We start from the raw sequence: 14756 nt of genomic DNA, 5'->3' as shown, positions 1-14756 counted from the left end.
TATATGAACAAGGAGATGAAGGTTGGTGATGACTCCAAGAATTTTAACTTTTTAAATAATTTAGATCTTCATTTAAATGATCACCTCAATTTCTTATTTAAAGTACAAGGAGTGTATCAGTTTGAAGATAAAAACTCTGAAGATGTAAATTTGAATCGATACGAAAGCTTGTACAATCAGGATGGTTCTTATTCAAACATTATAGGAAAAGTTGCAGCTCCTCAACATTATATTAATGATTTGGGTGATTATGGATTCTTGGACTGGACATATAATCCATTAGTTAATCAAAAAACTAATGATAACACAATAAAGCGAACACAAGTTTCATTGACAGCAGGTGTAGGGTATCAGTTAGAAGAGTTATCATTAAGTTCAACATTTAACTACAACACAACAAACAGTAAGGCAGAGATTTTTCACAATAATGACAGTTGGTATCATCGAAATCTTGTTAATACTTATACGGATATAGTAGGAGGAGTTGGAAATATCTGGGATGATGATTATTACGTAGATAAAACCATTGTAAAAAGGCATTTTCCTGCAACTGGAGGTCACATGGTAACACAAAATATTGATCAACGAAGCTATACATGGAGAAATACGGCAGAATATCGTAAAAGCATTGCTGATTTTGACATTAAACTCTTTGCAGGAGTAGAGTTAACAGAGGATAAGCATAAGCAGGTAAGAAGTGAATACTTCGGCTATGAACCACAAACGTTTCAAAATGTAGCAGTTGATTATGCAACTTTAGAAAACGGAGTCGATGGTTTTACAAAGGGCTTTAATAATAGAAGAGTAACATTTGTACAACCGGTACCTGTAAATGAGCGTTTGGAGAAGTACGCATCAGGCTTTGGTACAGCTTCTATTACACTTAAGCAGCGGTACGACTTATTTGGTAGTTACCGCATGGATAAAACTAATATACTTACAAAGGCCTATAAATTGAAGAATAATCCTTCATGGTCAATAGCAGGAAAATGGAATATTACTGAAGAAGGATTTTTTAATAAGAACTTAATTAATCATTTATCAGTTAAACTATCTCATGGTGTAAGTGGTCAAATTAATAAGAATTCCACTCCTGAGTTATCAGGTTATTATACTAAAAACTGGTTTACGGGAGATCCTTATTTTGCAATTAGTTCACCTGAGAACCCAACCCTGACTTGGGAAAAAACTCAAAGCTCTAATCTAGGTATTGACATAGGCTTTAATTTTGGTTTGCATGCTTCTTTAGAAGTTTACAAAAAACACTCCTATGATGTTTTATCGTGGGTGTCAACAGAACCTACAGTTGGTTGGACGCGTGTATATACTAATAACGCAGAGGTGGACAACAAAGGGATTGAGTTATCACTAAACTACAATAAACAACTAGGAAGTTGGAATTACAACTCTTATTTCACCATTTCAAAAAACAAAAATGAAATTGTGAAATTAAACGCAGATTATTTTGTTTCACAATTAATGTATGGAACAGGTTATAGAGAGGGTTATCCAGTTAATGCCCTCTTTGGTTTAAATCATAAATTTACGGATGAGGGTGAATTAGTAGTTATGGATACCAACGGAGAAGAAGGTGAATATTGGGAGTATAATGAGTGGGAGCCTGACCAAATCATAGAAGTAGGACAATCTGTACCTAAAGTTTATGGAGGATGGAACCAAAGTTTAAGTTATAAAAATCTCACCTTAACGGCTTTCTTACAATACGAATTTGGACATAAAGTGAAAACACCATCTGGTAATCCAATAAATGGCTACATATGGGGGGAAGAGAAATACCGATGGGCGGGACCTGAACATAATAACACAGCCTTATATCCGCTATTTGATGAGCATACATTTCATGCTTACTATAACACCATTAACTATAGCAAACGTTTGTATGAGCCGGGAGATGTAATAAGGTTAAAGACGTTAAGTCTGAGATACGATTTTAGTAAGTTGGTGTTGAAACATCTGAAAGGTGGTCATATTCAGGTAAGTGGACAAAATTTGTGGTTTTGGGCCGCAAATAAAGATGGAATTGACCCGGTCGCTTTAAATTCCAATGGAGTACTTGGGCTCCCACTTGCAAAGCAATTTATTGTTTCATTAAACCTAAAATTTTAAGAAAATGAAGAATTTAATATATCTATTTATCGTTTTTCTTTTCATTGGTTGTGATGATTTTGTAGACGAAGCGCCGAAAGGCAAAAAAATACCTGATAAGTTAATCGACTTGCATTATATGATGCAACCTATGTTTGATAATCAAGCAAACGGAATATATGTTGCTCCTATTACGCAATTTTATATGAGTGATGATGTTGAGGTGGGAATTAATGATTTTTTATCAGGACCAGCGTTAAATGCTTATTTATTTGAAGAACATTTTTATACCGGAACTCAGGTAGATGAAGGTTATGCATCTTTGTTTTCAGCTATTTATGTATGTAACTATGTATTGCAGAATATTGATGTGGTTGAAGACAATCCAGGTGATGAAATTGAACCAGAACACGTAAAAGGAAATGCATTGTTTAATAGAGCATTAAACCATTTCATGGCAATTAACACTTATGCAGATCATTATACAAAAGATAATACAACAAATGGATTACCTTATGTAACAGCTGCTGATATTAATCAATCATTTACTCAACAAAGTGTACAAGATTTTTATGCTAAAATTTTAGAAGATTTAGATGAAGCATTAGAGCTATTACCTGAACAAAGTGATTGGAGAACAGGAAGTAAGTTAGCTGTTCATGCTTTAAAAGCAAGGATTTACATGTACATGGGTGACTACGAAAAGGCTGCTTTATCGGGCATAGAGGCATTAACAATAGATGATAGTTTAGATGATGCAAAAACTTGGCCCGGTCAAACCTATTATTGGCAAGAGTGGGCGTCACCAGCAACAATATTTTATAAAAAAGTATTTGCATTATCAGGTTTTAGAGGAAGAATGACTGATGATTTAGTTTCATTACTTAAAGATGATGATTATCGTAAAAACTGGACAATTGAATTACCAACAGGGGGAGTTGGTTTTGGTTGGGGAACGAAACCGTCCAATGCAGGTTTATCTCGCGGTGGCTTATATTTGGATGCAATTGAGTCTCTTACCAAACAATCAGCACCTGATTTGGATAAAGCAAAGGAATTAATGTCTGTATTTTTAACACATCGATATAGTAATCCGCAAGATATATCAAGTATTTCAAACGAAGAATTGTATCAATTGACACTTGATCAAAGACGTATTGAATTTTGCTCGGTAGGTACTCGTTTATATGATATTAAACGACTCAATAATATTGAGAATGCTAATATTGATGTAATTCACAATTACGATGGTGAGACTTACAGTCTAAAAGCAGATTCTGAAGGTTGGCATATTCCATTGCCAGCAAATGTTTCCTTTTAAATAACTCGACCTGCCTTTGGGCAGGTCATTAAGACTTTGTCATGTTAAAAAATATTTTAATTGCAGTGCTATCTGTAGCACTAATGGGGATGGTGTATCTTTATATTAAAGGTGCTCAAGTAGAAAACAAAGAAATCTCTTTTTTTGAAGGTTCCTTTCAGGAAGCATTGGACAATGCTCAAACTCTAAATAAACCATTATTTGTAGATTTTTATACCAGTTGGTGTGGCCCCTGTAAAAAGATGGTGGCAACTACCTTTAAAGATGATTCTGTTGCAGATTATTACAATGAGAATTTTGTGAATTACAAAATGATGATGGATAATAATCCTGAAATTTGTAAAAAGTATGGTATCAATAAATTTCCAACCTATATATATTTCAATAATGGAGTTCCCCAATATAAAAAAATCGGATTTTATCCCGAAGATGAATTCTTAGAAATGGGACGAAATGTTATTAGTGGAGCAGATAACTATAGTGCTGTATTAGCTTATGAAGCAGGCGATTCAAGTATTAATGCAATGATTGAAGCATATAAACAACTGACGATACATCAGGATAGCCGCAGACCAGGAGAAATCTTACACAAACTTTTTGACAAGAAAATCGCAAGTACAGCCTTTTTTGATATCATTAAAGCACAAAATGTGCAGCTGGGTGGAGGAATGTACAATTATATCCTTGAAAACAGAGATCTGTTTTACGAATCAGTAGGTAGTGAAGTGGATAGTTTATTGTTGCAGACCGGTTATAACCAAATTGCTAAGGCGTACATGGATATTCTTTTTAAAGCATCGTATTTACAAGGAAATCCAAGTAAGAAACACTCAACAGCATCTAATTTCGCCAAGGTTATAGAATTGAATAACCTGTTGTTTAATAAGAGGTATCGCGCATGGTTAGCCATGTTGCCTTCTGTAGTCAATAATAATGAATCTTCTTACATAGAAGCTATTGCTCTAAGAACTTTAGTTGCTACCCCGGTTTTTAAGAACGGTACTTTAAAGAAAACAGATTACGAAATGCTACTTTCAACAGCTGAGCAAGGATTAAGTAAAACAAAAAATGCTTATTTATACCTTGTTAAAGCAGGCTGTCAAAAAGCTTTAGGTATAGGTGATTTCCAGAAAACATTAGAAGAAATGTTAAAACAAAGAGATTGGGAAGCTGTGAGGTATAATCAAAATGTAATTATCTATTAATTGGTATGAGAACTACTATTATAGTATGGATACTTGTATTTTCAAGTAGCTTATTAGCTCAGGAATTACCTGTTGATACAAAACTTCGCACAGGGGTTTTGGATAATGGTATGAGCTATTATATCTTTCCTAATAAGAAGCCTGAAAAGAAAGCCGATATGTTTATTGTAAGTAAGGTAGGTTCTATGCAGGAGCAAGATCACCAGCATGGACTGGCACATTTTGCCGAGCATATGGCTTTTAACGGTACAAAAAACTTTCCTGGTAAAGCACTAACAAATTTTACCGATCGACATGGTCTGGGATTTGGTAGTGGAAAGTTAAATGCATACACCACGTATTATAAGACCGTTTATAATATTTATGAAGTGCCAACAGATAAGCCAGAAGTGCTTGATAGTTGCTTGTTGATATTACATGATTGGTCGAGTTATGTGCTATTTGAGCAGGAGGAATTAGATAAAGAACGAGGGGTAATTGCTGAAGAGTACAGAACACGGATGGAAATGTATGCCCGAGCTAACCTTGAAATGGTTAAGGCTGTTTTTCCAGGCACTCGCTACGAAAGGCGCACTGTTATAGGTGATTTGGATGTAATTCTGAATCATCAGAGAGATGATATTGTGAGTCTTTATAACGAATGGTATAGGCCCGACTTGCAGGCAATAGTTGTTGTCGGGGATTTTGATGTAGAAGAAATTGAAGCAAAAATAAAAGCACAATTTGGTCGTATTCCAAAACGTAAAGGTCCAGAGCGTGTTGTTTATCCTATCCCTGATAATAAGGAGCCATTGGTTTATATTGCAGGTAGTCAGAATGCCAAGAATGTTGAAATAACCTATTCGTACAAAAGGCTTAATGATACGAATGCAAATTCACTAAGGTCGTATAGAAAGCAATTAACTTTAGGGCTCTTGACACAGGTATTACGTGAACGTTTTTCGAATGTGAAAAAGGAAAATAGTGATGTTGTAACAAATTTACAGCTATATACAGAGCAAGCTTTTAAGCCTGTTAAGTTGTATCGGTTTGCTGTGTCTACAAACGATGCTAAAATAAAAGAAGGAGCAACCTTGTTAGCTAAAGAAATTGCGAGGTTAAAGCAATATGGTGTTTCTATGGATGAACTGAGCTATGCAAAGGATGTGAGTATTAGCTATTGCAAAAACCTTAAAAGTACCGCAGGACAGAATATTTCGCGGGTATATGCCAATATGTTGGTTGCACATTATGTGGATCAACGTCCTTTTATGGATGAAAATTATAAGATTGATTTAGATATTGAATTAATAAATCAAATTACCCTGAATGAGGTAAATTATCTGGCGAATGAATTATTCTGTGATGGTAATGAGATTATCACTGTGATGGGGCCTGATGTAGAGTATCCTTCAGAAGAAGATATATTAAAAATATTTAACGATAAGTATCAGTTAAAAGCTTACGATTTTAAATATCAAAAGAAAGACCTTCTGGGTAAACTCCCGACACCAAGTACAATTATGAAAGAAAAAGAAATTGATTTTGGCGTCACTCAACTTACCCTTAGCAATGGTGTAAATGTATATCTGAAGAAAAACGATTACGACAAAAATATAATTACTATTTCTGCCATTAGTCCTGGTGGGCTTAATAGGGTAGCAACAGAAGATTTGTTAAGTGCAAAGTTTGTGAATGTTGCAGCTAGTAGTGGGGGCATTGGTAATTTAAACCGAGATGAAGTACGGCAGTATAATTCATTAAATAATATACAGGTAGGTTTTGGCCTTGGAGAGTTTGAAGAAACCTTAAGTGCAAGGTGTACTGGAGATAATTTTAATTTAACTCTAAAAAGCTTGTACGCTGTATTAACCTCAGCTAATGGCAATGAGCAGAATTTTAAAAATCAGCTAAATACAACAAGAGAAACGTATAAGCACCAATCAACCAATTCTGTATTAGGTGATTCAATTAGTGCCATTTTTAATAATCATCCGCGCAATGTCAATTTAAATTACGATGCGTTTGAAGCAGTTTCATTTGAAAGAGCTTTTAATGTTTATCTGGAGCGCTTTAGAAATATTGGTGAGCTTGATATAATAATTGTTGGTGATTTTGAAATTACTCAGTTAAAAGAATCAATCTGTCAATACCTGGCTTTAATCCCTACGTATAAAGAAGATAAAAAAACAGTAGACTATCAATTAGAAATGCCTGCTCCAGTTAAGAAAGACTTTATAATTGATATGGAGGTGCCAAAAACTACTTTTTGGGGAGCGTTTGTAAAACAAGGTCAATTCAATTATAAGAAAGGGGTTTACTATAATGTTTTTAAAGATATTTTTTCTGAACGCTGTCGTAAAATTTTACGTGAAGAGATGGGGGGAACCTATGGTGTTGATGTAAGGGGTGAAAGAAGTGAAAGGATAGATCCTTATGAGAGATATGATATCGTGGTTCAATATGATACAGATCCCGAGCGTAAGGAGGAAATGAAAAAAGCCACATATGCTATATTTAATCAATTAATATCAGAAGGGCCAATAGAAAAAGAGATTCGTCATGTTATTGATAAAATGGATAATCATGTTCAGAGTTTGAAAGGTAAGCCATATTATGACCAAATGTATATAAAGCAGGTGATTCTTAATAAACAGAAGGGTTTGCTCAATGATAATTTCTTAAAGATATATCATGATTTAAGCATTAAGAAGTGTCAAAAAGTTTGGCAAAACATGTTTACTAATATGAATGTATATGAGGTTGTGATGAGTGGCGAATAATGTAAAAAGTTAGTAAAGTGAACTTAAATCCTCTTGCTGGCGCAGTATTGTTTCATTAGTGGAGGTTAATAATCTCAAAGTCTCACTCTTAGGAGTGGGGCTTTTCTTAAATGAAGATGCATTCAATACAATATTGGGCAAAGAGAGTATGAAGCTTCTAAATTTCTACAGCTTCATAGCGGTTATACTTTCGCTTGTATTCGGTGGGAGAAAGCCCTGTATGCTTTTTAAAAATATCGCGAAACGCCTTAGGATCATTATAACCTACTTCAAACATAACTTCGTAAACACCTTTTTTATGTGATTCAAATGTTTTTTTTGCCACCTCAACCCGTACTCTTTGAATATATTCCGAAGGCGTGTTTAATGTTGATTTTTTAAATCGGCGGATAAAATTCCGGGTACTCATTGCCAATATATCAGCCAGATTATCAATCAGTATTTTCTCTTTGTAGTTCTTTTCAATATAAACCTGGGCTTTTTTAATGGCTTGATCATCATGATCTTTTTGACCATTAAACATAGTGAACTGATGTTGGTTGTTGCGATCAAATTCAATTTCAAACATTTTCGAGCACCAGATAGCGGCCTCCCGGCCGTTGTATTTTTCAATCAGGTATAAAATAAGATTAAGGGTAGAAAAAGCACCGCCACTGGTATAAATACCATTCTCATCCGTTATAATCAGTTCGGACACCAGGTTTACCATTGGGTATTTTTTTTCGAACAGTTCAGCATAAGCCCAATGAGTCGATGCCGAACGATTATTTAGTAAGCCTGTTTCTGCCAGTAAGAATGCTCCAACGCATAAACTTGCAATTTCGCAATTGTTGTTAAGTCTTTGCTTCTTAATCCAGGGGATAAAACCTTTGTTCAGATCAATTGCCTTTTGCTGGTTGGCTGAGAACGCTGTAATAATAATTAAATCTGTAGATTCAACTTCATCAATTGTTTTAGTTGGTTTAAAAGTAATAAGCCCGTTATACTTCTCGGATTTACAGCTTAAGCCTACCAATTCTATTTTATAATGATCCTCACTATTGTTCTGTTTCCGGCGTAGATAAGTGTTTACCTCAGTAAAAATCTCAATAGCTGGTATTATACTACTGACAATAACTTCGCCCTCCGGTACAATTATACTTACTCTCTTCATGTGGCATCTATATTTACCCTTGTCAAAAATAAATAAAAATGTCGCATACGCCACCTGTTGATGTCAATATGACATTCTATTGAAAATACTTGTCGTCTATATTTTTGCATAAGAGTATAATCCCAGATATGTCATTAGGGTATTGTGATGAAGGTTCGAACAACAATAAAATCAAGTATTTGAACGAGGAATCATAGTCTAAGCTATGCTGACGAGTACAAATGCAATGAAATGATTGATTTTGAAGTTGTTTGAATTTGTAATAAATAATCTAATAACATTTCTGGGATAATTATAAAACTTAAAATCGAGATAAAATGAGTACACTGGAAACTGCTAAACAGGTAATTAAGGAACACAATTTAATGCACATTGCAAGTATTGATGAAAATGGTTATCCATGCGTTCGGGGAGTTGATTATGCATCGGATGATGATATGAACCTCTATTTTATTACTCACCAAATGACCAGAAAGGTGGAGCAAATTCGCAATAATCAGCATATCGCTTTTGCCATTGATCATGATTGCTTAAGTTTTGAAGAGCTACAGAAACTAAAGTATATAAAAGGTAGCGGTGTAGCTAAAGAAATAACCAACCCTGAAGAAATGCAAAGAGCTTTTGGTTTGATTATGCAAAAGTTTCCATACCTGGAGAATCTCCCTGGCGATCCAGGCGATTTTACTGCCTTCAGAGTTGAGTTAAAAGAGGTTTTGGTTACTGACAATACTATTTCCTTTGGGCATACCGAGATGATGGAAAAATAGTTTAAAAGTATTCCATATTCACACTGGCGCTCACGCTGGCACTGATTTGCAATCAGTGCCTTTGATAAGTACTAATTGCAAATTCGTACCAGCGCAGTATTGTTTCATCAGGAAAGTTTAATAATCTTAAGATCTCATTCTTTTGAATGGGATCTTTTTAGTTTTCGCCCAAGCTGCTTGGGCAGTACTACCCAAACTGTTTGGACTATACTACCCAGGTTGCTTGGGCTTACCTGCCCAAAGTGTTTGGTCTTATAAGTCCAGGGTGTATGGACTTACCTGCCCAATTTGTTTGGGCATAAAAAAAGCCTGACCGAAAGTCAGGCTCTTAGGTGTCAAAGTCGTTACGCAGGGACTAAATCGTTAAGTAATCTTCCTTTTTTAAGCGTTTTACCCTTATGGAGAATGGCTCTTACTTCAACCTGAAAGGTTCCGGTTGTTAAAGAGTCAGGAACAAAGAACATCAATTCAGAGGGTTTATTTTTTACCACATTAGTAACTTTTGTTTCCGAGTTGTCGGCTGCAATAAAGAAAATACCTTGTTGTGCGTCTTCTTCATCAAACTTTAAGTAAGAACCTTTAATCGAAATAATCTGCCCTGGTGAGAAAGACTCGTTGACCACATTGTTTTTAAGATCAGTGAATCGTTGAATGACCGGTTGAGGTGAAGTGATTTTTACCTTTTTAAGCTCAATGTCAGGCACAATGTTTGTTAATCGGTCACCTGCATTTAAGTTTAATTTGACAGAATGACGTGCCGGATCAAAGCCATCTTCTTCATTAATAAATACACCACTGATACTTGGGTAAATTTTGAAGAGTTCTGTAATAACATTATTACCCTCTTTAATCGCCTCAACAATGGCATATTCATACTCTTCAATCGTAGAAAGCGCCTCTGCTTTAGTAACAGTAGAACCTTTGCCAATGGCACGTTCAACAATCTGTTCAATGTTAATGGTGTCGTTGTCGGTGGTGATTGCCATGCAATCGTTAGGATCATCAGTCAGATGATTAGGGGTTAATCCATAGCGTAGAGCCATAATAATAAAATTTAAAATACTATATTGCAAAGTTCCGCTGGCCGTATCTTCCAAAGCTGTGACGCCAATCATGCAAGGTTGATCACCCGCCGGCGGTTTACTTTTCAATATTTATTCCAAATCTACTAGTTTGTTTTAATTAAACCTCTGATTGTAGTGTTAATTATTTCTTTTCTTTGTTAAGTAGTGTTGTTTGATTTTAATTACCCTAATGTTTGATATAATGAGGTATGTGAAGTTTAATGTTTGCCGTTGATATACAGTAGACGTCATAAGTTTTATCGTTGAGTGATACTTATTAATTGATCAATACGATTGCATTGTGAAATGATAGTTCATTGTTTGATAGGTTAGTTTCCTCACGCTGGCGCTGATTTGCAATCAGTGCCTTTGATAAGTATGAATTGCAAATTCGCACTAGCAAAATGTTGTTTCATTAGGGAAGTTTAATAACCTTAAGATCTCATTCTTTTGGATGGGATCTTTTTAGTTTTCACTCAAGCACCTTGGGCTTATCAGTTCAAGGTATATGGACTTACCTACCCAATTTGTCAGGGCATAAAAAAGCCTGACCGCAGCCAGGCTTTTAGGTGTCAATGCCCTTACTGCTCTATCGAATTCTATTTAGCAAGCTTTAATATTTCCGTTCCAGCTAGCAGAAAAGAGCCAACACCATATAATTCAGTCATATCTTTGGTAGTACTAACCGGACTTTCTCCAATTGGCTGAACCCAACCTAACTTACCGTTAGGATAAACAGCATCAGTTAATGCTTCCCATCCCTTTAATACTATCGGTAAATATGTTTCACGATCAAGATATCCATTATTAATTCCCCAAGCTAACCCATAAACAAAGAAACCTGAACAGCTCGTTTCCGGATTAGGATATGCCTTATGGTCTAACATACTGGCATGCCAGTAGCCATCGTCATCTTGCAAACCTGCAATTCGTTTGGCCATATCAACATACATTTTTTCGAACCACATTTTTTCACAATAACGTTCAGGAAGCTCTTCAAGGATAATAGGTAAACCACCAAAAACCCAGCCATTACCACGACCCCAAAATACAGGCTGGCCATTAGGTTCTTTGTTTCCGAAATAGTTGCTGTCCCTGTAATATAAGTGCTCTTTGTGATCATAAAGGTAGTCAGTTGTCGCTTTATACTCCTTAAACATGAAATGCAGATATTTCACTTCACCTGTTATCTGATACATCTTCGCAAAAGAGGTAGGAGCCATAAAAAGGGCATCACACCATGACCATCGCTGTGCCGGTGACTCCAACCGATGCTTTGAAAAATCAAGTGTTACATGACTAGGTTCAGCAATGATCAATTCTAACCGGGCTTTCAGATCCTCAATCAGTAAAGAATTTTTTTCAATCCTGTACATTTCACAATACATCATACCAACAGCTATATCATCAGCATGGTAAAATTCATGTTTTCTGCGTTTGATTAACGACCATTTAGCCTCATCACCTCTTTGTTTTAACCAGTCAAAATATTTATCAGAAGGAGCAATTTTTGCATATTCCATCATCCCGGTATACAAAGCTCCATTAACCCAATCTGACACGTAATGAGAAGGCTTTTGAGCACATTGCCAATCAGCAACCTTTGTCATTATCGTCAAAACATCATTTTTTTCAGGTAATTTTTTTGCTTGCATTGATACAAATAAAGCGACCAGGACCATTAAAATTAAATACTTTTTCATTCTGCCTGTTTATTCTGTTGCATTAATAAAATCCTCTCTTGTAGCAATTTTCCATGTCTTACCACTGTCATCACTAAAAGCTAATACACGACGAAAATCCCATGTCTTATAATCAGCTCCGCTATTAGGTGTCCAGCTCACGTATATTCGATTGTTACGGTCCTTATTTAAATGATGATAATATACGCGATATGAATTTTTTGAGTTTTGATCAACAAATAACTGACCATTATCATTTTCATAGCCATCCTCACAATCACCATTCTGATAATACAATTTGTAAGGACTGGAAGCCCTGAAAAAGGTATGTTTCTTATTGTTGGCATCGATTAAAATGCAGGTGTATGTCCGACCATGACCAATCATCTCAGCTTCGGTCCAGGAAGAAATGTCCATTGGTTTTTTTGAACGTGTATCTTTAAAGCCGGTGTCGGCATGGGCTCCTCCCTGTACATATAAATAACCATCTTTATCTATTCCTATGACTGGCTGACTATGACCATCAGCAAACTTTGGCATATTCTCAAAAAGAAAAATACGCTCTGTTTCTATTTTATTGGTCTTTCTGTTGAAAGCCTTGATATAAGTCACGTTGTTGCCATCAGGATCTTTTTTAGGGTCTGAGTCATGTCTTAAATAGGGAATATATGACATATGCCCTTTGGTAACAGCTACCGATTCACCACCGGAATGTTTCTGAAGACCGGGAATACGATCATCTAAGAATACTGGTTCCTGAACAACAAGCTTTTTGTTTTTATAATACATATTTAACAAGTAAGCTTTATGATATGATTTTTGTGCCCAGGCATATGGAGTCTTATAAGGGAATCCCGGCTGATGAATGACGTAGCACAATAAAGGCGCATATTTTACACTGCCGTTAAAACTGTTTCTTACCTCCATTGAAGCCATCACAGCATTTTCAGGAAAAACACGTTTTATTTCAAACTCACCATCAAAATTTTTACTTGCAACATCATATGCAGTAACTAACACATATTGAATTTCAGTTTTCCCACTCTTTTTTAAATATATTCCAATAACTGCAAATAAATTATTACGATCATCAATCATCATCTGGCATGACCTGGATGCATTGAACCCCTGATATTCATTATCATGACCATTCATGTATAACTGATTACCAAACTCTTTTTCTAACTCATCCAAATAAGAGTAATGGACCCATTTCTTATTACGGATCGTAGTAATCTGGTATACTCCATTTTTTCTATTATGTCCTACTTTTGCATTATTTATAATGTAAGGCCTGTTTTTGGTGTCAAAATCCATGGCTAATGGAGCCTCATAGTCTAAAGTATATATAAATTGACTTGCATCGCCCATTGTATCATGATAATAAACAGCCTTCTTCTGGGCATATAAACCAAAGGCTAAAGCCAAAAACAACCCACTAATTAGAATCTTTTTCTTCATTCTTATTTGTATCTACGTAGTTTAATAATTCAATTGATGGCAACTCCGGGAATGGATTGTGTGGCTCCGTCTGGTACCAATAAGCTACACTAGACATATCATCTTCTAACGGCAGATAATTTCCCTTATCGTCCCATCCTAAACATTGAACATTGATTTTAAAGTCATTCTTAAACCGGATCGGATCAAAAATATGCCAACGGTATTGCCCAAAACAACCTTTATAGCCATAGTGATTCTCAGCAACAGAGAAACCACAATACTGGGTATTAAAAGGCACATATTCCCAATTAGCCCATCCTTTGTCCTGGTATTTTTTATACGCATAAGATGCTAAGAAATAATCTTCTTCACCAGTACCGTGATAAGTTGGATGATCAGTATCTCCATCAATGTACATTTTAACTTCTCCTTCACCCCACCAGCTATTGCTGCGGGTACCACGAGACAGGAATGTACCTACATACTGACCTTTCCCTTTTACATCGTCTAAGATGGTATATTCCTTTTTAAAAGGCACTTTCTTTACACGACGAAACTGTGCATGAAAATAAGCCGCATTGTCAGGAACATTAGCCAATGTATAATCAACCTGGTAATATAAAGTAGCTGTTGACTCAGTTAAATTGGTCAATGTGATCTTAAACTTCTTCTTAAAAGGCATCTGCCAGAAACTGTTAAAACCATTCAATGGATTAACGACAATAGCAGATGAATTAACCTCTGTCTGATTGTTACTTCCCCATGCATTACAGAAGAAATCACCAACTGGCACCTCCACCGATGGTTCTTTCTCATCATCCCAATAGATGCGTATAATACGTAAACGATCATTACCATCACGCCCTGGGGTCATCCAGATATGGTTAATAATACCTGGTCCTGCTGCCTCTGCAATCACTTTTTCTTCATTAGGTTCAATAAATAAATATGGGTTTGCTTTCCATCCGTGCTTGGTGGCTGCTCTTTTTGCATTTCCTTCACTGGCTAAAATCTTATCACCACCACCTTTTTCACCAGTAATATTTTCAGCGCTGATTGATCTGCTTTGTGCATCATTGGTTAAATAAAGGTTATTTAAACCTGGAACTTCATATGCTGGCGACTGCTCTTTGCAGCTCCATACAACAATTGTTAATAGCGTTATATAAAATATACTTTTCATCTTTCTTATAATTACTTACTGAATTTTTAATACAAAAGCATTCTTATCGATATTCCATGTCATATCCGAC

The 14756-nt window shown here is 35.6% G+C and carries 10 protein-coding genes; 5 read left to right on the top strand and 5 right to left on the bottom strand.

The annotated features are described in order from the left end of the window. The 4 genes from AC4MRQ_RS20310 to AC4MRQ_RS20295 form a co-directional block, all read left to right on the top strand. Positions 1–2127: SusC/RagA family TonB-linked outer membrane protein (locus AC4MRQ_RS20310; protein WP_491199549.1), on the top strand; the 2127-nt coding region annotated here is incomplete at its 5' end. 4 nt (positions 2128–2131) lie between these two features. Further along, positions 2132–3427 carry a RagB/SusD family nutrient uptake outer membrane protein gene (locus AC4MRQ_RS20305; protein ID WP_491199548.1) on the top strand — a complete coding sequence of 432 codons (1296 nt, stop codon included), beginning with the start codon at positions 2132–2134 and terminating at the stop codon, positions 3425–3427. Between the two features lie 41 nt (positions 3428–3468). Further along, entirely contained in the window at positions 3469–4632 is a 1164-nt protein-coding gene (locus AC4MRQ_RS20300) for a thioredoxin family protein (protein ID WP_491199547.1), read from the top strand. A gap of 5 nt (positions 4633–4637) precedes the next feature. Continuing rightward, complete coding sequence (locus AC4MRQ_RS20295) at positions 4638–7394, top strand: M16 family metallopeptidase (protein ID WP_491199546.1); 2757 nt, start codon at positions 4638–4640, stop codon at positions 7392–7394. 157 nt (positions 7395–7551) lie between these two features. On the opposite strand, the gene AC4MRQ_RS20290 is transcribed toward AC4MRQ_RS20295, so the two are convergent. Further along, positions 7552–8547, bottom strand: a complete 996-nt coding sequence (locus tag AC4MRQ_RS20290; protein ID WP_491199545.1) for a GlxA family transcriptional regulator — start codon at positions 8545–8547, stop codon at positions 7552–7554. Positions 8548–8864: 317 nt separating this feature from the next. On the opposite strand from AC4MRQ_RS20290, the gene AC4MRQ_RS20285 reads away from it, so the two are divergent. Then, entirely contained in the window at positions 8865–9314 is a 450-nt protein-coding gene (locus AC4MRQ_RS20285; protein WP_491199544.1) for a pyridoxamine 5'-phosphate oxidase family protein, read from the top strand. Positions 9315–9658: 344 nt separating this feature from the next. On the opposite strand, the gene AC4MRQ_RS20280 is transcribed toward AC4MRQ_RS20285, so the two are convergent. From AC4MRQ_RS20280 to AC4MRQ_RS20265, 4 genes are all read right to left on the bottom strand, one after another. Further along, complete coding sequence (locus AC4MRQ_RS20280; protein ID WP_491199543.1) at positions 9659–10357, bottom strand: DNA-binding domain-containing protein; 699 nt, start codon at positions 10355–10357, stop codon at positions 9659–9661. 620 nt (positions 10358–10977) lie between these two features. Continuing rightward, positions 10978–12081, bottom strand: a complete 1104-nt coding sequence (locus tag AC4MRQ_RS20275) for a glycoside hydrolase family 88/105 protein (protein ID WP_491199542.1) — start codon at positions 12079–12081, stop codon at positions 10978–10980. A gap of 9 nt (positions 12082–12090) precedes the next feature. Continuing rightward, the gene (locus tag AC4MRQ_RS20270; RefSeq protein ID WP_491199541.1) at positions 12091–13521 is read right to left on the bottom strand and encodes a BNR-4 repeat-containing protein; all 1431 of its coding nucleotides are present in this window, start codon (positions 13519–13521) and stop codon (positions 12091–12093) included. After that, positions 13499–14686, bottom strand: coding sequence for a glycoside hydrolase family 172 protein (locus AC4MRQ_RS20265; RefSeq protein ID WP_491199540.1), 1188 nt, complete (start codon positions 14684–14686; stop codon positions 13499–13501). Before AC4MRQ_RS20265 ends, AC4MRQ_RS20270 begins: the two co-directional genes overlap by 23 nt. Positions 14687–14756: the final 70 nt, after the last annotated feature.

Source organism: Carboxylicivirga sp. (assembly GCF_982718395.1).
The sequence above is the reverse complement of the archived record's forward strand: the minus strand, read 5'-3'. Positions and strand labels throughout refer to the sequence as shown.

Excerpts from the sequence above, each read along its gene's own strand:
- AC4MRQ_RS20305 (WP_491199548.1), top strand. The coding sequence starts at position 2,132 with ATGAAGAATTTAATATATCTATTTATCGTTTTTCTTTTCATTGGTTGT.
- AC4MRQ_RS20300 (WP_491199547.1), top strand. The coding sequence starts at position 3,469 with ATGTTAAAAAATATTTTAATTGCAGTGCTATCTGTAGCACTAATGGGG.
- AC4MRQ_RS20295 (WP_491199546.1), top strand. The coding sequence starts at position 4,638 with ATGAGAACTACTATTATAGTATGGATACTTGTATTTTCAAGTAGCTTA.
- AC4MRQ_RS20290 (WP_491199545.1), bottom strand. The coding sequence starts at position 8,547 with ATGAAGAGAGTAAGTATAATTGTACCGGAGGGCGAAGTTATTGTCAGT.
- AC4MRQ_RS20285 (WP_491199544.1), top strand. The coding sequence starts at position 8,865 with ATGAGTACACTGGAAACTGCTAAACAGGTAATTAAGGAACACAATTTA.
- AC4MRQ_RS20280 (WP_491199543.1), bottom strand. The coding sequence starts at position 10,357 with ATGGCTCTACGCTATGGATTAACCCCTAATCATCTGACTGATGATCCT.
- AC4MRQ_RS20275 (WP_491199542.1), bottom strand. The coding sequence starts at position 12,081 with ATGAAAAAGTATTTAATTTTAATGGTCCTGGTCGCTTTATTTGTATCA.
- AC4MRQ_RS20270 (WP_491199541.1), bottom strand. The coding sequence starts at position 13,521 with ATGAAGAAAAAGATTCTAATTAGTGGGTTGTTTTTGGCTTTAGCCTTT.
- AC4MRQ_RS20265 (WP_491199540.1), bottom strand. The coding sequence starts at position 14,686 with ATGAAAAGTATATTTTATATAACGCTATTAACAATTGTTGTATGGAGC.